This window comes from Buttiauxella gaviniae (assembly GCF_040786275.1).
Classification (GTDB): Bacteria; Pseudomonadota; Gammaproteobacteria; order Enterobacterales; family Enterobacteriaceae; genus Buttiauxella; species Buttiauxella gaviniae_A.
The window spans coordinates 1,521,807-1,546,580 of record NZ_JBFMVT010000002.1 but is presented as its reverse complement, the minus strand read 5'-3'; the positions used below and the strand labels follow the sequence as shown (position 1 = coordinate 1,546,580).

The window sequence follows — 24,774 nt, the reverse complement described above, 5'->3', positions numbered from 1 at the left end:
AATGGCGATTATTGATACAAATCAAATCCGCCCTTATATACCTCTTAATGGGTATGTATATGATTTTGGTGAGTTTTTCTAAGTTATGGAAATGCTTGGTTATTCGTTAACCAGACAATAGATGTCCCAAATGACCCGGTCGTGCTATGAAATAGAGGCGCGGTTAACCAGGAGGGAGCAGTTATGAGTAATGTAGAATTAGCAGTTATCCAAAATGTGCGGCTGGTGGGGCGAGAAGGTTTGTGGCAGATCAGCATCGAAAACGGGCGCATCGATGCTATTAAACCGATGAGCGAAACCTTACCCGAAAACCAGCATACTCTCGATGGCGGAGGAGGGCTTGCCATCCCGCCGTTTATTGAACCTCATATTCACCTGGATACCACGCAGACCGCCGGGCAGCCGCACTGGAATCAGTCAGGCACGCTGTTTGAGGGTATTGAACGCTGGGCTGAACGCAAAGCGGTACTCACGCACCAAGACGTAAAGCAACGCGCCTGGCAGACGCTGAAGTGGCAAATTGCCAATGGCATTCAGTATGTGCGCACCCATGTTGATGTTTCTGACCCCACGCTCACCGCGCTAAAAGCGATGCTGGAGGTGAAGCAGGAAGCCGCGCCGTGGATTGACGTGCAAATTGTCGCTTTTCCACAAGAGGGCATTTTGTCGTATCCCGACGGGGAAGCGCTGCTCGAAGAGGCTCTGAGACTTGGGGCAGATGTTGTTGGGGCAATTCCCCATTTTGAATTTACGCGCGAATATGGCGTTGAATCGCTGCATAAAGCCTTTGCCCTCGCCAGGAAATATGACCGTCCCTTAGATATTCACTGCGATGAAATTGATGATGAGCAATCGCGTTTTGTTGAAACGGTTGCCGCTCTGGCGCTACGTGATGGGATTGGTGCGCGCGTAACGGCCAGCCACACCACGGCCATGCACTCTTACAACGGGGCATATACCTCACGTCTGTTCCGTCTGCTCAAGCTTTCAGGGATTAACTTTGTCGCGAATCCTCTGGTCAATATTCATCTGCAAGGGCGCTTTGACGACTATCCGAAGCGTCGCGGCATTACGCGTGTGAAAGAGTTAATGGAGGCGGGCATTAACGTCTGCTTTGGTCATGACGATGTATTTGACCCGTGGTACCCGTTGGGCACTGCGAATATGTTGCAGGTGCTGCATATGGGGCTGCATGTCTGCCAGATGATGGGCTACCAGCAAATTAATGAAGGGTTAAAACTTATCACCGATAATAGCGCCCGTACTTTCGGGGTGCAGGATTACGGCATTGTTGAGGGGAATACGGCGAACTTAATTATTCTTCCGGCAGAGAATGGTTTTGATGCGGTGCGGCGTCAGGTGCCTGTACGTTGGTCTGTGCGGGAAGGGAAGGTGATTGCGACGACGCAACTGGCACAAACGTGGGTGATGCTGGATAAAGCAGAAGAGATTCAGTATCGATAGTCTGTCTGGTGGATGACGCCACCACCAAATTTGTAGGGCGAGTGAGCATCGCGCCACCCGCCCTACATAACAGGAACTTAGTGAGCTGCAGCCGCCGCGTTATGCTGGCGGTGTTTGGTCACCAGACCGAGCACGACACACATCACAAAGACTACGGCATACAGACCGTTTGCGGTGTGTAGCGCAGCATGTGGGCCGCTATGAGCCACAATCGGGCCGGTAACCACGAAGGTCAGCATGGTGCCGATGGTGCCGCAGGTCAGTACGAAGTTAACCAGTTTCGGTGACGCCACTTTGGTCTGCAAAGAACCGAGCGTGATGATTGAGGTGTAAATCGCGCTGGAGAAGAAGCCAAGCGCCAAAATAAACCACGCCAGATGTGCTGGTTCGCTTTTGTTGAACAGATACATCAGAACGGTAGCAACACCAGCCAGAACGGTCAGAATGCGTTGCAGATCGAAGAAACGCAAAATGAAGCTGAAAGCCCACATCCCGAACATATAAGACATCCAGAAGTCGCTCACCAGTTGGCCTGCATCATTCAGATTCATGCCCAGGCTTTTAGCGTATTCCGGCACCCAAGAGATGAAGCCCAATTGGCCGAGGATGTAGCACAGAGCCGCAATGGACAGGAACAGCACGCCCACGCCCCATTTTTCTTTTTCAACAACTTTCTCAGTCTGCGGCGCATGTTTACCCAGAGCCGGGAACTCACAGCCGATAGTTAGCAAGAAGATGGCGACGTAAACCAGGCCGATGCAAACATAAACCCAATACCAGTTGATGCTACGAGCCAGCAAAATCGCCGCGACCATCGGGAAAATCATCCCTGCCATGCTGAAGAAAGAATCAGTAAACAGCAGACGTGAACCACGCTGACGGCCTTCATACATATGTGTAATCAGGAAAGTACCAATCGACATGGTAATCCCGCTGACCAGGCCCAGCACAAACATTGCGGCTGAGAAAACGGTCAGGTTATCACCGAAGATGAGTCCGGCAACGGCCAGAACCATCAAGATGAAACCAAAGCGCAACTGAGTTTTCAGTGGCACGATTTCCATTAACCAGGCATTCAGGAAAATAGAGATCAAAATGCCCGCATTCAAGAAAGTAAAAGTATTACTCATGCTGGAAACGGGAACGTGGAAGTATTCGGCAATATTACCCATCACCATCCCGGTGACGATCACCAACGCACCTGTCAGGGCGTAGGAGAAAAAGCTGATCCATGTGAGCTTAATGCGGTTGCTGTTAGTCATGAGAAGCCTGTGAATAGAAATGTAAAGTGCTTTGACAGCATTCGAGAAGGATGGATTTTAGTCATAAATGTGATTCATTCATACAATTTATAATTCATTTGCAGCAATACAGTGGGTTTTAAGTGATTTAAGTCACGAAAATTGACGCGACCTAATTATTCATTCATTTAACTTATTGATTTGTGTGAAAGTAAAAAACCGTAAATGGCTGGCGCACAGTTGAGTGCCTCTTTACAATCTAGCAACTGCTTCATTCACTGCTTTCGTAAGGAATTATTCATGCTCAAATCGACTCTGGCGGCTGTAGCAACAGTATTTGCTCTCACCGCATTCTCTCCTGCGGTACTTGCTGCTAAAGGTGACCCACACGTCCTGTTGACCACTTCAGCAGGTGAAATTGAGCTTGAGTTAAACAGCCAAAAAGCCCCGATTTCTGTGAAAAACTTTGTGGACTACGTTAACAACGGTTTCTACAACAACACCATTTTCCACCGCGTGATCCCGGGCTTTATGCTTCAGGGCGGTGGTTTTACTGAAGACATGAATCAGAAGCAGCCAAATCCACCGATCAAAAACGAAGCCGATAACGGCCTACGTAATACTCGCGGCACGATTTCTATGGCGCGTACGGCGGATAAAGACAGCGCCACCAGCCAGTTCTTTATCAACGTGGCTGACAACGCTTTCCTCGATCACGGCCAACGTGACTTCGGTTACGCGGTGTTTGGTAAAGTTGTGAAAGGGATGGAAGTGGCCGATAAGATCTCTCAGGTACAGACTCATGATGTCGGTCCATACCAAAATGTTCCGTCAAAACCGGTAGTTATCCTCTCTGCGAAAGTCCTGCCATAAAAATCGCCTGCGCGGGGCATTGCGTCCCGCGCAAAATTCACCTTCCTGCACTTCCCCCAATTGCTGCTTATACTTGTGGCAAGAATGGCTTATGTGAGGGAGGCATCATGGCAAAGAAACTTACCGATAAACAAAAGTCCCGCCTTTGGGAGCAACAGCGTAGCCGTTCTTTTCAGGCCAGCACTTTGCTTGATGTGCTTGAGCCTCATGCGCAAGATGAGTCTATCGCTCAGCGCGTAGCGACGATCGAGCTGGGCCCGTTACATCGCGGATTACCCTGGTTGTGCGCCATTCATCAGCAACTTTTTCAGGATGTTTTTGACTGGGCGGGTGAGCTGCGTGATGTGGATATTTCCAAAGGGGAGACTCGCTTCTGCCATTTCGAGTACATCGAAAACGAAGGCAACGATCTGATGCAGGAGATGGAGAACGAGCATTATTTGACAGGGCTTGCCAGAACCGAATTTGTTCATCGCCTGGCGCATTACTACTGTGAAATTAATGTGCTTCATCCCTTCTTTGTTGGCAGCGGCCGTGCGCAGCGCGTCTTCTTCGAGCAACTGGCGATTCATGCAGGTTACGTTCTGGACTGGAGTGGCGTGGATCCTGACCAATGGCGGACGGCGAATCAGGCCGGTGCGCTGGGTGATTTAGGGCCGCTTACGGAGATTTTCACTAAAGTGGTGAGTGAAGCGGGCGAAAGCGAATAGAATACCGCGGTTCTTTTTTACCCTGGAGCCGCGATGCTACTGCTTATCGACAATTACGACTCATTCACCTGGAACCTTTATCAGTACTTTTGCGAATTAGGCGCAGAGGTAGTGGTGAAACGTAACGATGAGCTGACCCTTTCTGACATCAGCGCCCTGGCTCCTGAAAAATTGGTTATCTCACCCGGCCCATGCACACCCAATGAAGCGGGCATTTCCCTTATGGCGATTCAACATTTTGCCGGACAACTGCCGATTCTTGGCGTTTGCCTTGGGCATCAGGCCATTGCGCAAGCCTTCGGCGCAACGATTGTGCGTGCAGAAAAAGTGATGCACGGCAAAACGTCTGTTATTTCGCATAATAATAGCGGCGTATTTTGCGGCCTGAACAATCCTCTTACCGTTACGCGTTATCACTCTTTGGTTATCGACCCTGCCACGTTACCCGCCTGTTTTGAGGTTACGGCATTGACGGACAAGCAAGAGATTATGGGCATCCGCCATCGTGAGCTTGACCTGGAAGGGGTGCAATTCCACCCGGAAAGTATTCTTAGCGAACAGGGGCACCAACTGTTAGCCAATTTCCTTACGCGTTGATTTTTTATTGCCAGATAATGATTTTTTATGCATATTTCATGATTATATTTTCAATTGTGTTTTATGCGTAAAAAGGGGATGGGCAATAAATGGCAACTGAACAATCAGCAATTACCCGCGCAACTTTCGATGAAGTCATTCTGCCGATTTATGCACCGGCTGAGTTTATTCCGGTAAAAGGAAAAGGCAGCCGTGTATGGGACCAACAGGGCAAAGAGTACGTTGATTTCGCGGGGGGAATCGCGGTTACCGCGTTGGGCCACTGCCATCCCGCGTTAGTGGAGGCCTTGAAAAGCCAGGGTGAAACGTTATGGCATACCAGTAATGTTTTCACTAACGAACCTGCGCTGCGCCTGGGCCGTAAGCTGATTGATGCCACTTTTGCAGAACGCGTGCTGTTTATGAACTCCGGCACTGAAGCAAACGAAACCGCTTTTAAACTGGCACGTTACTACGCATCCACGCGCCATAGCCCGTATAAAACCAAGATTATCGCCTTCCATAATGCCTTCCACGGGCGTTCATTGTTTACCGTTTCTGTTGGCGGCCAGCCGAAGTATTCCGATGGTTTTGGCCCGAAGCCTGCGGATATTATTCATGTGCCGTTTAACGATTTGCATGCGGTAAAAGCGGTGATGGACGATCACACTTGCGCGGTGGTGGTGGAACCTATTCAGGGCGAGGGCGGTGTCACGGCGGCAACGCCGGAATTTTTACACGGTCTGCGCGCGCTGTGCGATGAACATAAAGCCCTGCTGGTGTTCGATGAAGTCCAGTGCGGTATGGGGCGCATCGGGGAGCTGTTTGCGTATATGCATTACGGCGTGACGCCAGATATTTTGACCAGCGCTAAAGCCCTCGGTGGTGGATTCCCGGTGAGCGTGATGCTGACCACTCAGGAAATCGCCTCGGCATTTCACGTCGGCACACATGGCTCAACCTACGGTGGAAACCCGCTGGCCTGTGCCGTAGCCGGTGCAGCATTCGATATCATCAATACGCCTGAGGTGTTGAAAGGCGTCTCGGTGAAGCGCGAGCAGTTTGTGAATCACCTGCAGCACATTGACGAGCAGTTTGATCTGTTCAGCGATATTCGCGGCATGGGTCTGCTGATTGGTGCTGAGCTGAAGCCGCAATACAAAGGCCGCGCGCGCGAATTCCTTTATGCTGCAGCACAAGAGGGCGTGATGGTTCTAAACGCGGGGCCGGATGTGATGCGTTTTGCGCCATCGCTTATCGTTGAAGAGGCGGATATTGCAGAGGGTATGCAGCGTTTTGCGAGCGCGGTCGCAAGTATCGTTAAAGGTTAAATATTCGCGTCATTCGGTGGGTGGTGCTGGACGCTAATCCACCCTACTAAAGGCCGTTGTAGGTCGGATTAGCGTCGCGACACCCGACAATTCCACCTTACGACCGGCCTAAGCGGCGGTTCAGCCAAATCCCATGATGGGGACGCTGACGCCATGCCACCGAAGAAATGGTGTGCATGGTGCTGAGATGGCCCAATATCCGCTGTAAATGTTGTTCCATCGTGCTTAATGGCCCGCTCGGTAGCCCTTCCAGCGGATCCAGAATATTGGCGTCATTGGTTTCCCCCGGCCCATCATATTGCAGCCGCTGCTGACAGCGTTGCAGTGCAATTTCACACGACTGCAAATAGCGCTGGGCTAAATCCGGCGTCAGCATGTTGTGCTCACGCGCCAGGGTCGTCATCGCATTAATGTGTTCGACGATAAACTGACTGTGTGTGACCCACAATTTCATGTCGGCCAGATAGTCGGAATTAAAGCCGGGCTCTTGCATCGCCTGGTTGAGGGAGTTAAACAGGGCGTTATGCGCCTGGTTTACTTTCATGCGTTGATAGGCGAGAGGCGTAGGTTCCGGGTCGCTACTCAGGATCAGGCGAATAGCGTCCTGGTCTTTCTCAAGCGCATCGTGGGCGTTCTGGCGCAATAAGCCGCTCTGCCACTGCGGCCACAGCCACAACATGCCACCGAAGGCAATCAGGCAGCCCAGCAGGGTATCTATCAGGCGAGGAACGATGTACTGCTCGGCGCTCAGGGTGATCAGTTGCAGTGTGTAGACCGCCGTGACCGTGAAGCCAATCGTTGCCCAACCGTAGCTTTTACGAATGAATAAATAGCTGACCAGGGTTATCACCAGCATCGCCGTCAGCGCAATGCTCTGTGGGAAATGGAAGTGTAGCGCCACACCGGCGATTGCCAGGCCCGCCATGGTGCCCGCCGAACGGTGGAGGATACGAACGCGTGTGGCGCCGTAGCCGTTTTGCGTGACGAACATGACCGTCATCAAAATCCAGTAAGGTTTGGGCAGATGTAAGAACGCGCCCAAAATGCTCGCGATAGTGAGCATGACACCCAGCCTTGCGGCGTTGCGCAGCGCTGCCGATTTCAAAGACAAATAGCTTTTCAGTGCGGCCCACAATGGCAACCGGCGCTGCCTGTCTTCCATCAAATCACGGATATAGAGCGGGCGTTGAGTCCGCAGCACGCGCGCGATACGGCTGAAGTGATAATGACAAAATTGCCCAACTGGGTTGTCTGGATTCTGACGGGCGATTTTCTCAAGCGCATCAATCTGTTTTTCCATTGTGAAGCGGCGGGGAAAACGATGGTAAAGAATGTCATCAGCCAGCACACGTAAACGTGCGGCAGTAGTCTGTGCATTCCAGCGAATTACCGCTTCGGCGTGGCTTTTTTCAACCAGCTTTTGTACTTCGGAAGGTTGGTGCAGACTCACGGAGATGTGTTCTTGTAAATCCAAAGCCACCTGAAAGGCGCGTAACAAACGCTTGTAACCATTTTGCTGATTCGCCGCCAGCATGTGCAGTTGTTGATAGCACACGGTGATGAGGTCGACCGCTTTTTGTTGGCGAGCCAGTAAGGGCGGGAGTGTTTTTTCAGGATCGGTGTGCTGAGTTAGCATGCCGTATTTGGCTTCGCAATAATCCGCAAGCTGGCGATAGAGCAGGCTAAGCGATTCCCGCAGTGGCTGTTCGCGCCACATCCAGAACCAAACCCAGTTAAATACGCCGTACCAAATTGTGCCGGAGACATACAGCAGCATCGGCTTCCAGATTGGCATGTTCCCGGCCATGCTGAGGGTAAAGATAGCGGCAATCAGCGAGGCGGGAAGCAGACGTGCGTGAAGCGCACTGATTTCAGCCGTGACGCCCAACAGGAGCGCCATCACCATAAGAATCAGAGGCAGCGGTACGGCGGTATACAGCAGTAAAAGCTGCATGATCAAACTGCTGAAAGCAAAAAGGCTGCCGCCAATAATCAGGCGTTTGAAGAAGCGTTTATGGGGTGTATCCAGACCGGCAATATTACAGCAGGCGGGGACTAACGAGAAAAGCAGCCCAGATTGCAAATCGCCAAAGAGCAAACCTACCGCCACGGGAAGACATAACACCAGCGTTTGTCGCAGTGCATAGTTGACTTCGGGATGGTAGATCAGTCTGCGCCACATATACCCTTCTTACTTGAAGCTGCAGCGGCGTTAGCTGCGTTCATTCACCCGAATCACTTACTTTAGTAAGCTCATCGGGATGAACTCACTTGCTGCCTTGCTGCAGCTTCAATTACTCGGGTATAAGTGAATTTTAAAAATAAAAAAGGCGTATTACCGAAGCGATACGCCATTTTTCAAGCAGGAGATTAACGAGTGCCGTAAACGACGATCGTTTTACCGTGAGCGGAGATCAGGTTTTGATCTTCCAGCATTTTTAGGATACGGCCTACGGTCTCACGTGAGCAACCGACGATCTGACCAATTTCCTGACGGGTAATTTTAATCTGCATACCGTCCGGGTGGGTCATTGCATCAGGTTGTTTTGCGAGGTTCAGCAGTGTCTGCGCGATACGGCCCGTCACATCCAGGAACGCCAGATTACCGACTTTCTCAGATGTCACTTGCAGACGGCGTGCCATCTGCGAAGACAGGCGCATCAGAATGTCTGGGTTGACCTGAATCAGCTGGCGGAATTTTTTATATGAAATTTCAGCCACTTCACAAGCGCTCTTAGCACGAACCCAGGCACTACGCTCCTGACCTTCTTCGAACAGCCCTAACTCGCCGATGAAATCGCCCTGATTCAGATAAGAGAGGATCATCTCCTTGCCCTCTTCATCTTTAATCAGAACAGCCACAGAGCCCTTGACGATGTAATACAGCGTCTCTGCTTTTTCACCCTGGTGAATCAGTGTGCTCTTCGATGGATACTTATGAATATGGCAATGAGACAAGAACCATTCGAGAGTCGGGTCTGTTTGCGGTTTGCCAAGCACCATGCGCGGTTATCCTCTGTTTTATAACTGGCTACCAACGACAAGACGCTAAACATCCTGTCTGGCGTTGCAAGTATTAGAATATTCCCCACCTTGGGGAGATGGCATGCAAGTCATTCTTGCTGCCTGTAATTAGTGATGTCCTCTGCATACATACATAACGTCAATGTATCGATGTAGCATCTGGATTGTTTTAGCATAGCTTTTGGCAAGTGTCTCCTATTGTCTCGTTTCAGCTTGACGCAGGTCGCCTTCCGTTGCCAGTTTTGCTCCTTCCGCGTACTCTGGAAGGTAATTTTTTCAACGGGGGAAGCAACATGCAAGCACGTGTGAAGTGGGTTGAAGGGTTAACCTTTCTTGGAGAGTCCGCTTCAGGACACCAGATTTTGATGGACGGTAATTCTGGCGATAAAGCGCCGAGTCCGATGGAAATGGTGCTGATGGCCGCGGGGGGCTGTAGCGCAATCGACGTGGTTTCTATTTTGCAAAAAGGTCGTTATAACGTGACGGATTGCGAAGTTAAACTGACCTCCGAGCGCCGCGAAGAGGCACCGCGTCTGTTTACGCATATCAATCTGCATTTCATCGTGACGGGCATCGATTTGAAAGATAACGCGGTTTCCCGCGCGGTGGATTTGTCTGCTGAGAAATACTGCTCTGTTGCATTGATGCTGGAGAAAGCAGTAAGCATCACCCACAGCTATGAAGTCATTGAAGGCTAGTCGGTGATTGCGGGGCGGTACTTAGCCGCCCTGATTATTGATATTTCGACCTTCTGCCAGACGCTTAACCAACGGCGTCATAATCAATTCCATTGCCAGCCCCATTTTGCCGCCCGGCACCACTAATGTATTGATGTGTGAAATAAATGAGCCCTGCAACATAGCGAGCAGATACGGAAAGTCGATGTCATCCAGACCGCGGAAATGAATCACAACAAAACTCTCATCCAGCGATGGAATGCCACGAGCTGCAAATGGGTTAGAGGTATCAACCGTTGGAACGCGCTGGAAGTTTATATGCGTGCGGGAAAACTGCGGGGTGATGTAGTTGATGTAATCGTCCATCGAGCGTACTACGGAGTCCATTACCGCTTCTCGAGAATGCCCACGCTCGCTGGTGTCACGCACCAGTTTTTGTATCCACTCCAGGTTTACGATCGGCACCACGCCTACCAGTAAATCGACGGCATTGGCCACGTCGTGCTGAGGCGTTACCACTCCGCCATGCAAACCTTCATAAAACAGCACATCGGTAGGTTCAGGGAGGGGCTGCCACGGCGTAAAGGTGCCGGGGATTTGGTTCCAGGGAACGGCTTCATCATAAGTATGCAGATACTTGCGCGATTTACCTTGCCCGCTTTTCCCGTATTCAATGAACGTTTGCTCAAGTAAACCGAAGTCGTTGGCTTCCGGGCCGAAGTAACTGATATGGCGCCCCAGGTCGCGGGCTTTACGAATCGCCATATCCATTTCAGGGCGCGTGAAACGATGGAAGCTGTCACCTTCAACTTCGGCTGCACGGAGATTGAGTTGTTGGAAGATTTTACGGAACGCAAGGCTGGTGGTTGTCGTTCCTGCACCGCTGGAACCTGTTACGGCAATAACCGGATGTTTGGCTGACATAAGGCAACAACTCCATGGGTAAAAGCAAACGTGTTTTAGCTGATGACCCTCACCCTAACCCTCTCCCCGGGAGAGGGGGATTGAGCTGGAAAGGGCAGGGGTGAGGGTGATAGATGAGCAGCCTTATAGAAGATTAACACCTAGCCGCGAAATTGCCCGCGAGCCATGATATTCACCGTTTCGTGCAGCTCCGACCATACCAGCACAGCCTCACCGCTTTGCAGTTGGCGCTTAACATCCGCCACCTTTTGCTCCAGCGAGCGCTCTTGTTCACCATAATCTGTACCTTCCCGTAATACAAAGGATTCAATCAGATTATCAAGCGTTTCGGGAGGGAGATCTTGCCATGGAATCATCATATTACTGGTCCAGGAATTGAGATAGCCATTGTGGGATGCGTTGTTCCAGCCACATTTCAGGACGGCGCAACGTGCCGCCAACAAACCCGACATGCCCGCCGTAGCGCGTGAGTTGATATTCAATATTGGCAGGTAAAATCGCCGTGTCAGGAATCACATTATGATCCATAAAAGGATCATCTTTGGCGTGGATGATGAGCGTTGGCGTTTTGATTTGTGGCAGCAACGGCATCGCGCTGCACTGACGGTAATAGTCGATAGCATCAGCAAAACCGTGAATCTTTGAGGTAATCAAATCGTCAAATTCACGCAGACGGCGCATCCCTTTGAGCTGGCGCATATCGACAGGAAGCGAGCCCGGATAACTCCTGAGCTTACGCGCCGCATTTTTCTTCAGCAGATTCAAAAGATAGTGCTGATAGACGCGCGAGAAACCTTTCTCAATATGCTTGCTGCAATGCTCAAGCATTAATGGCGCGGAAACCACGACACCCGCCTGGAGCGTACAGTCAGCCCCCTGTTTAGCCAGTAAACAGGCGAGCATATTTCCGCCGAGTGAAAACCCTACAGCCGCCGTCGGCGCTTTGCCATAACGCGTGCTGAGCCAGTTGAGGAAGTAGCTACCATCTTCCGTTTCACCGGAATGATAGATGCGCTTCATGCGGTTAGGTACGCCGCTGCAACCCCTGAAGTGCATGACTACGCCCAACCAGCCTTGCTTGCGTGCGGCATCAATTAAACCGTGCGCGTACGGGCTGTGGAGGCTGCCTTCAAGTCCATGAAAAACAACTAACCGTGGTTTATGCGTCGCCTGGCGCGGATCTTCGCTCCAGGCAAGATCGACAAAATCTCCATCCGGCATATCCAGACGCTGCCAGTGAGGTTTGAAATTAAGGCGACGGCGAATTAAGCGCGGAAGCATGGTTTGCAGGTGCGGATTACTGACACCTTTTAACGGACGAAATTGCTCATCGTCTTCTTGATTAAAATTCAATGCTGCGGGACTTGTCGTAGCCATATCACACTGTTAGTTTCATTTAGTTTGCTAATTAACTTTACCGGGTGTGGAACACCCATTTCATGGAAACGCTTTTTTTCTCAATGCTTGGTTTTCTATGGGTCGCTGCTATTACACCCGGCCCAAACAATATGCTACTGACATCTTCCGGCGCCAATTATGGCTTTATGCGCACCATACCGCTGATGATAGGCATCATGCTTGGGATGCAGTGCATCCTGTTGCTGGTGGCGTTTGGTGTCGGTAGCTTAATCCTTTTGTATCCTGCTTTGCACCTTATCCTGAAGATCGCCGGGAGTGCTTACCTATTATGGCTGGCATGGAAAATCGGCACCGCAACCTATGAAAAACTGGAAACCGATGCTCCCCCTCCGGCTCCTATTCCCTTCTGGCAGGGCGGTTTACTTCAGGTTATCAACCCAAAAGCCTGGCTGATGGCGCTGGGTGCCGTCGCAAGTTTTAGTCTTGCCGGTTCTCAGTATTTGCATTCTGTGGTGTTAATCAGTATTGGCATCGCCCTGGTTAACATCGTCGCGGGAATCATCTGGATTGCATTTGGCAGCATGATTGGCAAGCTGCTTCGTAGCCGACGCGCCTGGGCAATCTTTAATGTCTTTATGGGATTGCTGACCGCCGCGTGTGTGCTGCTGATTTGGCACTAATTCTTTTCGACAGCCCTCTCACAGGAGAGGGCTGTATAAGTCGATTACTCGGCCTGCATGATCTGTTCTAACTGGTCGTGCGCGTCCAGCCATTCCATCTCACACTCCTCCAGCGCTGATTTCACTTTCACCTGAGTTTGTAGGCATTCGGTCATCTCCGCTTTACGACTTTGGTCGTAGATAGCGCTGTCCGCAAGCTTAGCTTCGACTTCCGCAAGCTGCACATTGAGCTTTTCCATCTGCTTCTCAAGCTGGGTGATTTGCTTACGCAAAGGTTGAGTTTGTGTGCGTAATTCAGCTTCACGGCGCTTTTGGTCTTTACGTGCCTGAGCGCTGTTGCCGTTATCTTTGGTTGAATCAAGCGGCTGGTTTTCCTGCTTTTGCAGATCCACAAGCCACTGCTGGTAATCTTCAAGATCGCCATCAAACGCTTCAACTTTACCGTCGTGCACCAGGTACAAATCGTCAGTAGTCGAGCGCAGTAAGTGACGGTCGTGCGAAACCACAACCAGCGCGCCTTCGAAATCAATCAACGCTTCGGTCAACGCCTGGCGCATGTCGAGATCAAGGTGGTTAGTTGGTTCATCGAGCAGCAGCAGGTTAGGACGCTGCCAGACAACCAGGGCTAATACCAGACGCGCTTTTTCGCCGCCGGAGAAACGCGCCGTCTGCTCGGTGACTTTATCGCCCCGGAAGCCGAAACCGCCCAGGTAGTCACGCAATTGTTGCTCAAGCTCTTTTGGCGCGATGCGCGCCAAATGTTGCAGCGGCGATTCGTCTGCGCGTAAGTATTCCAGCTGGTGCTGCGCGAAATACCCCAGTTTGATGCCTTTTGCGAGGCCAATATCGCCCTGCAAAGGTTTGATCTCTTCCGCCAGCAGTTTGATCAGCGTCGATTTACCGGCACCGTTGCGGCCAAGCAGACCAATGCGCGAGCCAGGAACAAGATTCAGTTTGATGGAATCGAGAATCACGCGGTCGCCATAACCCGCACTGACTTTTTCCATGCGCAGCAGCGGGTTTGGCAAACTTTCTGGCATACGGAAACTGAAATGGAACGGGTTATCGACGTGTGCCGGAGCAATCAATTCCATGCGTTCCAGCATTTTCACGCGGCTTTGCGCTTGCTTTGCTTTACTGGCTTTAGCTTTGAAACGGTCGATAAAGCTTTGCAGATGCGCGACTCGCTCTTGCTGGCTTTCATACATCGACTGCTGCTGCGCAAGGCGGGTAGCACGCTGGCCTTCAAACGATGAATAGTTGCCGGTGTATTCAAACATCGACTCTTGTTCGATATGAATAATTTTACCTACGACAGGATCGAGGAAGTCGCGGTCATGGGAAATCAGAATCAATGTGCCCTGATAACTTTTCAGCCAGCGCTCCAGCCAGATAACGGCGTCTAAATCCAGGTGGTTAGTCGGTTCATCGAGCAGCAGTAAATCGGAGCGGCAAATCAGCGCCTGCGCCAGGTTCAGACGCATACGCCAGCCACCGGAAAAATCGCTCACCGGGCGCTCAAGTTGTTCATTACTGAAGCCTAAACCGTGCAACAAACTTGAGGCGCGGGAGCGAATAGTCCAGGCATCAACTGCATCAAGTTTGCCGTGAACCAATGCAATCGCATGGCCATCGTTGCGTTCATTGGCTTTTGCCAGCTCCGCTTCAAGCTGGCGGAACTCACGGTCACCATCAATAACATATTCAATGGCAGGCATCGCCAGCGCAGGCGTTTCCTGATTAACCCAGGCCAGCGCCCAGTTGCCAGGATAGGTCATGCTGCCACCATCGGCGCTGATCTCGTTCTTCAGTAGCGCCAGCAGCGTGGATTTACCGCAGCCGTTTTTACCCACCAGACCCACTTTTTGGCCCGGATTGATGGTGGCGGTGGCGTTATCCAGCAGAACGCGGGTGCCGCGACGAATTTGTAACGAGGAGAAAACAATCATAAAGCGCCGTATGTTCAGAGTATGTTAAATTGTCATTATATTAAGGTAACGTGATGCTATCGGCACCGCGTCGGGCTGCATGGTAGCCCAAAAATATCACTATGACGACGCCCTGGAGGGTAATGATGTTGCAGCCGCCGAAAGTTTTGCTGCTATATGCCCATCCGGAGTCACAAGACTCGGTTGCAAACCGGGTCTTACTCCAGTCGGCGCAGAAGCTTGAAAATGTGACTGTGCATGACCTTTATGCGCACTATCCTGACTTTTTTATCGATATCTACCGCGAGCAGGCATTGCTACAAGAGCATGATGTCATCGTCTTCCAACACCCTCTTTATACCTACAGTTGCCCTGCGTTGCTCAAAGAGTGGCTGGACCGTGTGTTGAGCCGCGGTTTTGCAAGTGGCGTTGGGGGTAACGCGCTGGCGGGAAAGTATTGGCGCAGTGTGATTACCACTGGCGAGCCGGAAGGTGCTTATCGCCACGATGGTTTTAATCGTTTCCCGCTGACCGATATTCTCCGTCCTTTTGAACTCACCGCCGCGATGTGCCGCATGCATTGGATGAACCCCATGATTGTTTACTGGGCGCGTCGCCAGTCTCCTCAGGAGTTAGCCAGCCATGCGAAAGCCTATGGTGAGTGGCTGGTTTCACCGATATTACCGGGAGGCCGCTGATGGAAGGTTCTGACGTATTACTGGCTGGCGTGCTGTTTTTATTTGCGGCGGTGGTTGCGGTACCCATTGCCGCCCGTTTGGGCATTGGCGCGGTGCTTGGCTATTTGCTCGCAGGGATCGCTATAGGGCCGTGGGGTTTGGGCTTTATCAGCGATGTGGATGAAATTCTCCACTTCTCCGAGCTGGGCGTGGTGTTCCTGATGTTTATCATCGGTCTGGAGCTTAATCCCTCAAAACTCTGGCAGCTTCGGCGCTCTATATTTGGCGTCGGGGCCGCGCAAGTGTTATTGAGCGCGGTTGTGCTGGCGGGGTTGCTGATGTTGACGCAGTTTTCCTGGCAGGCAGCGGTGATCGGCGGTATTGGCCTTGCGATGTCATCCACCGCGATGGCGCTTCAACTGATGCGTGATAAAGGCATGAATCGGAATGAGGCCGGGCAGCTCGGCTTTTCTGTGTTGCTGTTTCAGGATTTAGCCGTTATCCCGGCGATAGCTCTGGTGCCTTTGCTCGCCGGAAACGGGGATGATAGCCCTGACTGGATAAAAGTCGGGTTCAAAGTACTGGCCTTCGCGGGCATGTTGATTGGCGGGCGTTACCTGTTAAAACCTGTTTTCCGGTTTATTGCTGGCTCCGGTGTGCGTGAAGTTTTTACCGCTGCAGCACTTTTACTGGTATTGGGTTCGGCGTTATTCATGGATGCGCTGGGTTTATCCATGGCGTTAGGAACGTTTATCGCGGGCGTGCTGTTGGCTGAGAGTGAATACCGACACGAACTGGAAATTGCTATCGATCCTTTTAAAGGATTACTGCTCGGCCTGTTCTTTATTTCCGTGGGGATGGCGTTAAATCTGGGCGTGCTCTATACCCATATTTTCTGGGTGGTGTTAGGTGTTGTGGTTCTGGTCGCGGTAAAAGCGGCGGTGCTATATGGCTTATCCTGGTACTTTGGTTTGCGCAGTTCCGAGCGGCTACAGTTTTCAGGCGTATTAAGCCAGGGCGGTGAGTTTGCCTTCGTGCTGTTTTCTACGGCTTCCTCGCAGAAAATATTTAGCGGCGACCAGATGCCGCTCCTGTTGGTGACCGTTACGCTCTCTATGATGACAACACCGCTGCTGATGAAAGGTGTGGATGCGATTCTTGCGCGGCGCTTTAACGTTGCGGATGATGAAAATGATGAAAAACCTTACGTGGAAGACGATCAGCCGCAAGTCATTATTGTGGGTTTTGGGCGCTTCGGGCAGGTTATCGGGCGTTTGCTGATGGCGAACAAAATGCGCATTACGGTTCTGGAGAGAGATATCAGTTCCGTTAGCCTGATGCGTAAATACGGCTACAAAGTTTATTACGGCGACGCCACGGAACTTGAGTTGCTACGCTCTGCGGGGGCCGAAACGGCCAAATCAATTGTGATTACCTGTAATGAGCCGGAAGACACGATGAAAGTCGTTCATTTGTGTCAACAACACTTTCCACATCTGGCGATTCTGGCGCGCGCCAGGGGCCGTGTAGAAGCGCATGAATTGTTGCAAGCTGGTGTTACGCAGTTTTCACGCGAAACGTTTTCCAGTGCGCTGGAGTTAGGGCGTAAGGCGCTGATGACATTGGGTATGCACCCGCATCAGGCGCACCGCGCACAGCTTCATTTCAGGCGTCTGGATATGAGTATGCTGCGTGAATTAATGCCGATTCATACCGATAACGCACAAATTTCCAGGGTGCGTGAGGCTCGTCGTGAACTGGAAGAGATCTTCGAACGCGAGATGCAGCAAGAGCGTCGCCAGTTCGATGGTTGGGATGATTTTGAATAATTAAGGTGAAGCCAATGTCGGTGCGTAAACGTTTTATTGCCGGGGCTGTTTGTCCCGAATGCCAGGCGCGGGATTCTCTCGCGATGTGGCGCGAGAATAATGTCGATATTGTTGAGTGTGTTAAGTGCGGCCATCAAATGCGTGAGGCGGATAAACAAGTTCGCGAGCACGTTCGCGAACAAGAGCAAGTTATCGGGATTTTTCATCCGGACTAGCGAGATGGCGCAGCTTTTTTTAAGCTTAGGGGTACACCGGCGTCAAATTCCGCTACAATCGGCGCCAGTTTTTTTCCCCACGCTCGCTCAGGAGATATCATGAAAGTAGCAAAAGACCTGGTGGTCAGCCTGGCCTATCAGGTACGTACAGAAGACGGTGTGTTGGTTGATGAGTCTCCGGTGAGTGCGCCGCTGGACTATCTGCATGGTCACGGCTCTCTGATTTCTGGCCTGGAAACAGCGCTGGAAGGTCACGTTGTTGGCGATAAGTTTGACGTATCTGTTGGTGCAAATGACGCTTACGGTCAGTATGACGAAAACCTGGTGCAGCGCGTACCAAAAGACGTCTTCATGGGCGTTGACGAGCTGGAAGTTGGCATGCGTTTTATGGCTGACACCGATCAGGGTCCAGTTCCTGTTGAAATCACCGCTGTTGAAGATGAGCACGTTGTTGTCGATGGCAACCATATGCTGGCAGGCCAAAACCTGAGCTTCAACGTAGAAGTTATCGCAATCCGTGAAGCTACCGCTGAAGAACTGGCTCATGGCCACGTTCACGGTGAGCACGATCATCACCACGACCATGACCACGAAGGTGGTTGCTGTGGTGGCCACGGTCACGACCATGATCACGAGCATGGTAAAGGCGGTTGTGGCGGTAACGGCGGTTGCGGTTGCCACTAAGTCTTAAAAGCTAAACAAAGCTTTTAAAGATAAAAAAGGCGTGTCACTGACACGCCTTTTCTCTTTGTATTGCGGGTGCTGTTAATAATGTGGCGGTGGAGTTTCTTCTGATTCTGAGGCCACCATTGAAGGCTGGCTGGCTTTTAACTTTTCAACCAGCAAACGGAAATGTTCGCGTAGTTTGACCATCTCTAATTCGTGCGCCGTTACTGTCTGATTTAACTCTTCAATCGTAATCTCCTGGAAAGCGAGACGACTCTCAAGTTCTTCCAGCCGTTGTTCGGTCGATTTTTGTTGCATGGCTGATCTCTCCTGGCCTGCGGATGGACAATTTCCGGCGATTCTACTGAAAAATTCCGCACGTTACAGCGTCGTTTTGCTCAGGACGAAACTTCTGTACACAAAAAGAGTCTGAATTTGTCTCGATAAGACGCGGAGAGATTGTGTAGATTTCTTCCACGACGTTATAGTACGTCTCTTAGTTGATAATAACCTTGGGGTTAGAGGCCCCGGCCCTGGAGAAATGGATGAAATCACTGTTTAAAGTAACGCTACTGGCGACCACGATGGCCGTTGCCCTGAGCGCTCCTGCGTTCGCGGCCCCAGCTGCTGCCGCTAAAGATGCTGCGGCTCCTGCTGCCAGCAACGCGGCATTCAAAAATGACGACCAGAAATCTGCGTATGCATTGGGTGCTTCGCTGGGCCGTTATATGGAAAACTCTCTGAAAGAACAAGAAAAGCTGGGTATTACTCTGGATAAAAACCAGCTTATCGCCGGTGTTCAGGATGCGTTTGCCGATAAGAGCAAATTAACTGACCAGGAAATCGAGCAGACTCTGCAAGCTTTCGAAGCGCGCGTGAAATCTTCCGCTCAAGCGAAAATGGAAAAAGACGCTAAAGAAAATGCGGATAAAGGCAAAGCCTTCCGTGACACTTTCGCAAAAGAGAAAGGTGTTAAAACTTCCTCTACTGGCCTGATGTACAAAATCGACAAAGCCGGTACCGGTGAAGCGCCAAAAGACAGCGACACTGTTGTTGTGAACTACAAAGGTACGTTGATCGACGGTAAAGAGTTCGATAACTCTTACACCCGTGGCGAGCCACTCTCTTTCCGTCTTGACGGTGTTATCCCTGGCTGGACCGAAGGCCTGAAAAACATCAAGAAAGGCGGGAAAATCAAACTGGTTATTCCACCAGAACTGGCTTACGGCAAAACTGGCGTACCAGGAATTCCAGCTAACTCTACGCTGGTATTTGACGTCGAGCTGCTGGATATCAAACCCGCGCCTAAAGCAGACGCTAAACCAGATGCCGCTCCAGAAGCAGACGCTGCGAAGAGCAAATAAGGCATTATTAACCGCCGCCCTTAGAGGCGGCGGTTTTTTATTTGAGGCAGGATATAATAAAAACTGGAAAGCGCGTCTAACGCTGTATTACCTTAGCAGACGGCGTTTCAACTGAGTATGAGTCTGCCCTGACACCTTTCAAGCGCGACAGGCTCTCTGTAGAGGGTGGTATCTTTAAATGTCCAATTCGCTTTTAACCAATGAAACCAGTGAGCTCGACTTACTGGACCAGCGTCCTTTTGAACAAACCGACTTTGAAATATTAAAATCCTACGAAGCGGTAGTGGACGGGTTAGCAATGCTGATTGGTTCTCATTGTGAAATTGTGCTGCACTCGCTGCAAGATCTGAAATGTTCTGCCATTCGTATCGCAAATGGTGAACATACCGGCCGTAAAATCGGCTCGCCAATTACCGATCTGGCACTGCGAATGCTGCATGATATGACGGGTGCAGATAGCAGCGTTTCTAAATGTTATTTTACCCGGGCAAAAAGCGGCGTCCTGATGAAGTCAGAGACGATCGCCATTCGTAACCGTGATGAACGCGTCATCGGCCTGCTGTGCATTAATATCAACCTCGATGTGCCATTCTCACAAATTATGTCGACCTTTATTCCACCGGAAACGCCTGAAGTGGCATCTTCGGTGAACTTTGCCTCGTCTGTTGAAGACTTGGTTATGCAGGCGCTGGAATTTACCATTGAAGAAGTGAATGCCGATCGCAATGTGTCTAACAATGCTAAAAATCGACAGATTGTGCTCAACCTTTATGAAAAAGGTATTTTTGATATCAAAGATGCAATCAACCAGGTTGCCGATCGTTTGAATATTTCTAAGCACACGGTTTATCTCTACATCCGTCAATTCAAAAACGGTGATTTCCAGGGGCAGGATAAGTAATGCGTTTTGCTATCCTGGTGACTGGCCCGGCTTATGGTACGCAGCAGGCGAGCAGTGCGTTGCAATTTTCTCAGGCAGTCATCGAGCAGGGACATACGTTAGAAAGCGTCTTTTTCTATCGTGAAGGGGTCTACAACGCCAACCAATTGACGTCACCCGCGAGCGATGAATTCGATATCGTTCGTGCCTGGCAACAGCTTAACGAGCAACATGGCGTGGCATTGCATATTTGTGTCGCCGCTTCTTTGCGTCGCGGTGTGACGGACGAAGAGCAAGCGACTCAATTTGGTTTGCCGTCTTATAATATGCAGCCTGGTTTCATTCTCAGTGGGCTCGGGGCATTGGCTCAAGCGTCGCTGACGTGCGATCGGACGGTGCAATTCTGATGAAGCGTGTCGCATTTGTATTTAAATCAGCCCCTCACGGAAGTGCTGCGGGTAGGGAAGGGCTGGATGCGTTACTGGCCACTTCGGCATTAACCGAAGATATTGGTGTGTTCTTCATAGGTGATGGGGTGTTTCAACTGGTCCCAAGCCAGCAGCCTGCTCTTATCCTCGCAAGGGATTACATCGCCACGTTCCGTGTACTGCCGTTATATGACATTGATCAGTGTTATCTCTGCGCGGCATCCGTTCGCGAGCGGGGTTTACCGATTGAGAGCGACTGGGTGCTTGATGCCAAACCTCTCGAACCTGATGCATTGCGCGACATGCTGCATCAGTTTAATGTCGTGCTAACTTTCTGAGGCTGCATGCTGCATATTTTACAACACTCACCTTTTCATACCGATCTTGAGTCGTTGCTGCGCTGTATAAAGCCTGGCGATGAACTGCTATTGCTACAAGATGCGGTTATTGCGGCGCTATCCGGGACTCGTGCCCTTGATTTACTGCTGGCCGCCCCCATTTCTATCTATGCTCTGCAGGAAGATATCGAGGCTCGCGGATTAACTGCTCAAATTTCAACCAGTATAGGCAAGGTCAGCTATACTGACTTCGTCAGAATGACGGTTAAACACGAACGACAGATAACCTGGTAATTCCAGGATTGTTGTATATTTCTTGACACCTTTTCGGCTCAGCCCTAAAATTCTGCGTCCTCATATTATATGAGGTCGTTTTATTACGTGTTTACGAAGCAAAAGCTAAAACCAGGAGCTATTTAATGGCAACAGTTAACCAGCTGGTTCGCAAACCACGCGCTCGCAAAGTTGCAAAAAGCAACGTGCCTGCGCTGGAAGCCTGCCCGCAGAAACGTGGCGTATGTACTCGTGTATATACTACCACTCCTAAGAAACCAAACTCCGCACTGCGTAAAGTATGCCGTGTGCGTTTGACTAACGGTTTTGAAGTTACCTCCTACATCGGCGGTGAAGGTCACAACCTGCAGGAACACTCCGTGATCCTGATCCGTGGTGGTCGTGTAAAAGACTTGCCAGGTGTTCGTTACCACACCGTTCGTGGTGCACTTGACTGCTCCGGCGTTAAAGACCGTAAGCAATCTCGTTCCAAGTACGGCGTGAAGCGTCCTAAGGCTTAATGGTTCTCCGTTAAGTAAGGCCAAACGTTTTAAATAAATGTCAAACTCAATAGAGTTTTGGACAACCCTGAATTAACAACGGAGTATTCCCATGCCACGTCGTCGCGTCATTGGTCAACGTAAAATTCTTCCAGATCCTAAGTTCGGATCAGAGTTGCTGGCCAAATTTGTAAACATTCTGATGGTAGATGGTAAGAAATCTACTGCAGAATCTATCGTCTATACCGCGCTGGAGACCCTGGCTCAGCGTTCTGGTAAAAACGAACTGGAAGCTTTCGAAGTCGCTCTGGACAACGTTCGTCCGACTGTCGAAGTTAAGTCCCGCCGTGTTGGTGGTTCTACTTATCAGGTTCCAGTAGAAGTACGTCCGGTTCGTCGTAATGCTCTGGCAATGCGTTGGATCGTAGAAGCTGCTCGTAAACGCGGTGATAAATCCATGGCTCTTCGCCTGGCGAACGAACTTTCTGATGCTGCAGAGAACAAAGGTACTGCAGTTAAGAAACGTGAAGACGTTCACCGTATGGCTGAAGCCAACAAGGCGTTCGCTCACTACCGTTGGTAATCCCTTCGGAGTGTTAGTCACCAAGCGGGCGCTTCATGTAGGCTGCCCGCTTTGGGTTACTTAAATGAACGTCCCAGGATATAGAGGAATCAAATGGCTCGTACAACACCCATTGCACGCTACCGCAATATCGGTATCAGTGCACACATCGACGCCGGTAAAACCACTACTACCGAACGTATTCTGTTCTACACCGGTGTAAACCACAAAATCGGTGAAGTTCATGACGGCGCAGCTACCATGGACTGGATGGAGCAGGAGCAGGAACGTGGTATCACCATTACCTCCGCTGCAACTACTGCATTCTGGTCAGGTATGGCTAAGCAGTATGAACCGCATCGCGTAAACATCATCGACACCCCAGGGCACGTTGACTTCACCATCGAAGTTGAACGTTCCATGCGTGTTCTTGACGGTGCGGTAATGGTTTACTGCGCAGTTGGTGGTGTTCAGCCACAGTCTGAAACCGTATGGCGTCAGGCTAACAAATACAAAGTTCCACGCATCGCGTTCGTTAACAAAATGGACCGCATGGGTGCTAACTTCCTGAAAGTTGTAGGCCAGATTAAATCCCGCCTGGGCGCGAACGCTGTTCCGCTTCAGTTGGCGATTGGTGCTGAAGAAGGTTTCACCGGTGTTGTTGACCTGGTGAAAATGAAAGCTATCAACTGGAACGATGCAGATCAGGGCGTTACCTTCGAATACGAAGATATCCCTGCTGATATGGTCGACCTGGCTGAAGAATGGCACCAGAACCTGATTGAGTCTGCAGCAGAAGCATCTGAAGAGCTGATGGAAAAATACTTGGGCGGCGAAGAGCTGACCGAGGAAGAAGTTAAAACAGCTCTGCGTCAACGCGTTCTGAACAACGAAATCATTCTGGTTACCTGTGGTTCTGCGTTCAAGAACAAAGGCGTACAGGCAATGCTGGATGCGGTAATTGATTACCTGCCAGCACCAACAGACGTACCTGCAATTAACGGTATGCTGGACGACGGTAAAGACACTCCATCTGAGCGTCATGCAAGTGATGAAGAGCCGTTTGCTGCTCTGGCATTCAAAATTGCAACCGACCCGTTCGTTGGTAACCTGACGTTCTTCCGCGTGTACTCTGGCGTGGTTAACTCCGGTGATACCGTTTATAACCCAGTGAAATCGGCTCGTGAGCGTTTTGGTCGTATCGTTCAGATGCACGCTAACAAACGTGAAGAGATCAAAGAAGTTCGCGCGGGCGATATCGCAGCGGCAATCGGTCTGAAAGACGTGACTACAGGTGACACCATCTGTGATCCGGACAACGTGATCATTCTGGAGCGTATGGAATTCCCTGAACCGGTAATCTCCATCGCTGTAGAACCAAAAACCAAAGCTGACCAAGAAAAAATGGGTCTGGCTCTGGGGCGTCTGGCTAAAGAAGATCCATCATTCCGCGTATGGACTGATGAAGAATCTAACCAGACCATCATCGCTGGTATGGGTGAACTGCACCTCGACATCATCGTTGACCGTATGAAACGTGAATTCAACGTTGAAGCTAACGTTGGTAAACCTCAGGTTGCTTACCGTGAAGCGATTCGCGCGAAAGTTACTGATGTTGAAGGTAAACACGCTAAGCAGTCTGGTGGTCGTGGTCAGTACGGTCATGTTGTTATCGACATGTACCCACTGGAGCCGGGCTCAAATCCGAAAGGTTACGAGTTCATCAACGACATCAAAGGTGGTGTAATTCCTGGCGAATACATCCCTGCCGTTGATAAAGGCATCCAGGAGCAGCTGAAGTCTGGTCCTCTGGCGGGTTACCCAGTAGTAGATCTCGGTGTGCGTCTGCACTTCGGTTCTTACCACGACGTTGACTCCTCCGAACTGGCGTTTAAACTGGCCGCTTCTATTGCCTTCAAAGATGGCTTTAAGAAAGCAAAACCAGTTCTGCTTGAGCCTATCATGAAGGTTGAAGTTGAAACTCCGGAAGAGAACACTGGTGACGTTATCGGTGACCTTAGCCGTCGTCGTGGTCAGCTGAAAGGCCAGGAATCTAACGCTACTGGCGTTCAGATTCACGCTGAAGTTCCGTTGTCTGAAATGTTCGGTTACGCAACCCAACTGCGTTCCCTGACCAAAGGTCGTGCATCTTACTCCATGGAATTCCTGAAGTATGATGATGCGCCTAACAACGTTGCTCAGGCCGTAATCGAAGCCCGCGGTAAATAAGCCCAGGGTTTTAAAAAACATTGATC

Annotated in this window: 27 protein-coding genes; 19 read left to right on the top strand and 8 right to left on the bottom strand. The window is 50.7% G+C overall.

Features of this window, described 5'->3' with window-relative positions:
* Window positions 1–183 precede the first annotated feature (183 nt).
* A complete protein-coding gene (locus AB1E22_RS07865) occupies window positions 184–1,464 on the top strand; it encodes a cytosine deaminase (RefSeq protein WP_367594821.1) in 1,281 nt (426 codons plus the stop codon).
* Window positions 1,465–1,541: 77 nt separating this feature from the next.
* On the opposite strand, the gene tsgA is transcribed toward AB1E22_RS07865, so the two are convergent.
* Complete coding sequence (tsgA, locus tag AB1E22_RS07860; protein ID WP_367594820.1) at window positions 1,542–2,726, bottom strand: MFS transporter TsgA; 1,185 nt, start codon at window positions 2,724–2,726, stop codon at window positions 1,542–1,544.
* Between the two features lie 279 nt (window positions 2,727–3,005).
* On the opposite strand from tsgA, the gene ppiA reads away from it, so the two are divergent.
* The 4 genes from ppiA to argD all read left to right on the top strand — a co-directional run bounded on the left by ppiA (window position 3,006) and on the right by argD (window position 6,195).
* A complete protein-coding gene (ppiA, locus tag AB1E22_RS07855) occupies window positions 3,006–3,578 on the top strand; it encodes a peptidylprolyl isomerase A (protein WP_367594819.1) in 573 nt (190 codons plus the stop codon).
* Window positions 3,579–3,685: 107 nt separating this feature from the next.
* Window positions 3,686–4,288 (top strand): putative adenosine monophosphate-protein transferase Fic, encoded by a 603-nt coding sequence (locus AB1E22_RS07850; protein ID WP_367594818.1) that lies wholly within the window; start codon window positions 3,686–3,688, stop codon window positions 4,286–4,288.
* A 33-nt stretch (window positions 4,289–4,321) separates the two neighbouring features.
* Complete coding sequence (pabA, locus tag AB1E22_RS07845; RefSeq protein WP_367594817.1) at window positions 4,322–4,885, top strand: aminodeoxychorismate synthase component 2; 564 nt, start codon at window positions 4,322–4,324, stop codon at window positions 4,883–4,885.
* An 89-nt stretch (window positions 4,886–4,974) separates the two neighbouring features.
* On the top strand, window positions 4,975–6,195 hold the full coding sequence (gene argD, locus AB1E22_RS07840; protein ID WP_367594816.1) for a bifunctional acetylornithine/succinyldiaminopimelate transaminase: 1,221 nt from the start codon (window positions 4,975–4,977) through the stop codon (window positions 6,193–6,195).
* Between the two features lie 97 nt (window positions 6,196–6,292).
* On the opposite strand, the gene AB1E22_RS07835 is transcribed toward argD, so the two are convergent.
* Window positions 6,293–8,377 carry a YccS/YhfK family putative transporter gene (locus tag AB1E22_RS07835; protein WP_367594815.1) on the bottom strand — a complete coding sequence of 695 codons (2,085 nt, stop codon included), beginning with the start codon at window positions 8,375–8,377 and terminating at the stop codon, window positions 6,293–6,295.
* 188 nt (window positions 8,378–8,565) lie between these two features.
* Window positions 8,566–9,198, bottom strand: a complete 633-nt coding sequence (gene crp, locus AB1E22_RS07830; protein WP_003852956.1) for a cAMP-activated global transcriptional regulator CRP — start codon at window positions 9,196–9,198, stop codon at window positions 8,566–8,568.
* A gap of 314 nt (window positions 9,199–9,512) precedes the next feature.
* Here crp and AB1E22_RS07825 point away from each other — a divergent pair, with 314 nt between their 5' ends.
* The gene (locus AB1E22_RS07825; RefSeq protein ID WP_367594814.1) at window positions 9,513–9,917 is read left to right on the top strand and encodes an OsmC family protein; all 405 of its coding nucleotides are present in this window, start codon (window positions 9,513–9,515) and stop codon (window positions 9,915–9,917) included.
* Between the two features lie 21 nt (window positions 9,918–9,938).
* Here AB1E22_RS07825 and AB1E22_RS07820 read toward each other — a convergent pair whose 3' ends face one another.
* From AB1E22_RS07820 to AB1E22_RS07810, 3 genes are all read right to left on the bottom strand, one after another.
* On the bottom strand, window positions 9,939–10,820 hold the full coding sequence (locus AB1E22_RS07820; protein WP_367594813.1) for a phosphoribulokinase: 882 nt from the start codon (window positions 10,818–10,820) through the stop codon (window positions 9,939–9,941).
* Window positions 10,821–10,960: 140 nt separating this feature from the next.
* On the bottom strand, window positions 10,961–11,179 hold the full coding sequence (locus tag AB1E22_RS07815; RefSeq protein WP_034460225.1) for a YheU family protein: 219 nt from the start codon (window positions 11,177–11,179) through the stop codon (window positions 10,961–10,963).
* A 1-nt stretch (window position 11,180) separates the two neighbouring features.
* Window positions 11,181–12,197 (bottom strand): hydrolase, encoded by a 1,017-nt coding sequence (locus AB1E22_RS07810; RefSeq protein ID WP_367594812.1) that lies wholly within the window; start codon window positions 12,195–12,197, stop codon window positions 11,181–11,183.
* A 62-nt stretch (window positions 12,198–12,259) separates the two neighbouring features.
* On the opposite strand from AB1E22_RS07810, the gene AB1E22_RS07805 reads away from it, so the two are divergent.
* Window positions 12,260–12,859: a LysE family translocator gene (locus AB1E22_RS07805; protein WP_367594811.1), complete on the top strand. Its 600-nt coding sequence runs from the start codon at window positions 12,260–12,262 to the stop codon at window positions 12,857–12,859.
* A 44-nt stretch (window positions 12,860–12,903) separates the two neighbouring features.
* Here AB1E22_RS07805 and AB1E22_RS07800 read toward each other — a convergent pair whose 3' ends face one another.
* Window positions 12,904–14,808: an ABC transporter ATP-binding protein gene (locus tag AB1E22_RS07800; RefSeq protein ID WP_367594810.1), complete on the bottom strand. Its 1,905-nt coding sequence runs from the start codon at window positions 14,806–14,808 to the stop codon at window positions 12,904–12,906.
* Between the two features lie 122 nt (window positions 14,809–14,930).
* On the opposite strand from AB1E22_RS07800, the gene kefG reads away from it, so the two are divergent.
* The 4 genes from kefG (at window position 14,931) to slyD (ending at window position 18,192) form a co-directional block, all read left to right on the top strand.
* Window positions 14,931–15,485: a glutathione-regulated potassium-efflux system ancillary protein KefG gene (kefG, locus tag AB1E22_RS07795; protein ID WP_367594809.1), complete on the top strand. Its 555-nt coding sequence runs from the start codon at window positions 14,931–14,933 to the stop codon at window positions 15,483–15,485.
* Window positions 15,485–17,293 carry a glutathione-regulated potassium-efflux system protein KefB gene (gene kefB / locus AB1E22_RS07790; protein ID WP_367594808.1) on the top strand — a complete coding sequence of 603 codons (1,809 nt, stop codon included), beginning with the start codon at window positions 15,485–15,487 and terminating at the stop codon, window positions 17,291–17,293. Before kefG ends, kefB begins: the two co-directional genes overlap by 1 nt.
* A 14-nt stretch (window positions 17,294–17,307) precedes the next feature.
* Complete coding sequence (locus tag AB1E22_RS07785) at window positions 17,308–17,508, top strand: YheV family putative zinc ribbon protein (protein WP_367594807.1); 201 nt, start codon at window positions 17,308–17,310, stop codon at window positions 17,506–17,508.
* A 99-nt stretch (window positions 17,509–17,607) separates the two neighbouring features.
* Entirely contained in the window at window positions 17,608–18,192 is a 585-nt protein-coding gene (slyD, locus tag AB1E22_RS07780; protein ID WP_367594806.1) for a peptidylprolyl isomerase, read from the top strand.
* 81 nt (window positions 18,193–18,273) lie between these two features.
* On the opposite strand, the gene AB1E22_RS07775 is transcribed toward slyD, so the two are convergent.
* Window positions 18,274–18,492: a protein SlyX gene (locus AB1E22_RS07775; RefSeq protein WP_183272346.1), complete on the bottom strand. Its 219-nt coding sequence runs from the start codon at window positions 18,490–18,492 to the stop codon at window positions 18,274–18,276.
* A gap of 227 nt (window positions 18,493–18,719) precedes the next feature.
* Between AB1E22_RS07775 and fkpA the strand changes: the two genes are divergently transcribed.
* From fkpA to fusA, 8 genes are all read left to right on the top strand, one after another.
* Entirely contained in the window at window positions 18,720–19,538 is an 819-nt protein-coding gene (gene fkpA / locus AB1E22_RS07770) for an FKBP-type peptidyl-prolyl cis-trans isomerase (RefSeq protein WP_367594805.1), read from the top strand.
* 178 nt (window positions 19,539–19,716) lie between these two features.
* Window positions 19,717–20,439, top strand: a complete 723-nt coding sequence (locus AB1E22_RS07765; RefSeq protein WP_034460202.1) for a helix-turn-helix transcriptional regulator — start codon at window positions 19,717–19,719, stop codon at window positions 20,437–20,439.
* Window positions 20,439–20,825, top strand: coding sequence for a sulfurtransferase complex subunit TusD (gene tusD / locus AB1E22_RS07760; RefSeq protein WP_367594804.1), 387 nt, complete (start codon window positions 20,439–20,441; stop codon window positions 20,823–20,825). The genes AB1E22_RS07765 and tusD overlap by 1 nt, the downstream gene beginning before the upstream one ends.
* The gene (gene tusC / locus AB1E22_RS07755; RefSeq protein ID WP_367594803.1) at window positions 20,825–21,184 is read left to right on the top strand and encodes a sulfurtransferase complex subunit TusC; all 360 of its coding nucleotides are present in this window, start codon (window positions 20,825–20,827) and stop codon (window positions 21,182–21,184) included. The genes tusD and tusC overlap by 1 nt, the downstream gene beginning before the upstream one ends.
* A 6-nt stretch (window positions 21,185–21,190) precedes the next feature.
* A complete protein-coding gene (gene tusB / locus AB1E22_RS07750; RefSeq protein WP_367594802.1) occupies window positions 21,191–21,478 on the top strand; it encodes a sulfurtransferase complex subunit TusB in 288 nt (95 codons plus the stop codon).
* Window positions 21,479–21,603: 125 nt separating this feature from the next.
* Window positions 21,604–21,978: a 30S ribosomal protein S12 gene (gene rpsL, locus AB1E22_RS07745; RefSeq protein WP_003023654.1), complete on the top strand. Its 375-nt coding sequence runs from the start codon at window positions 21,604–21,606 to the stop codon at window positions 21,976–21,978.
* A 91-nt stretch (window positions 21,979–22,069) separates the two neighbouring features.
* Complete coding sequence (gene rpsG / locus AB1E22_RS07740) at window positions 22,070–22,540, top strand: 30S ribosomal protein S7 (RefSeq protein WP_008457106.1); 471 nt, start codon at window positions 22,070–22,072, stop codon at window positions 22,538–22,540.
* 93 nt (window positions 22,541–22,633) lie between these two features.
* A complete protein-coding gene (fusA, locus tag AB1E22_RS07735) occupies window positions 22,634–24,748 on the top strand; it encodes an elongation factor G (RefSeq protein WP_367594801.1) in 2,115 nt (704 codons plus the stop codon).
* Window positions 24,749–24,774 lie beyond the last annotated feature (26 nt).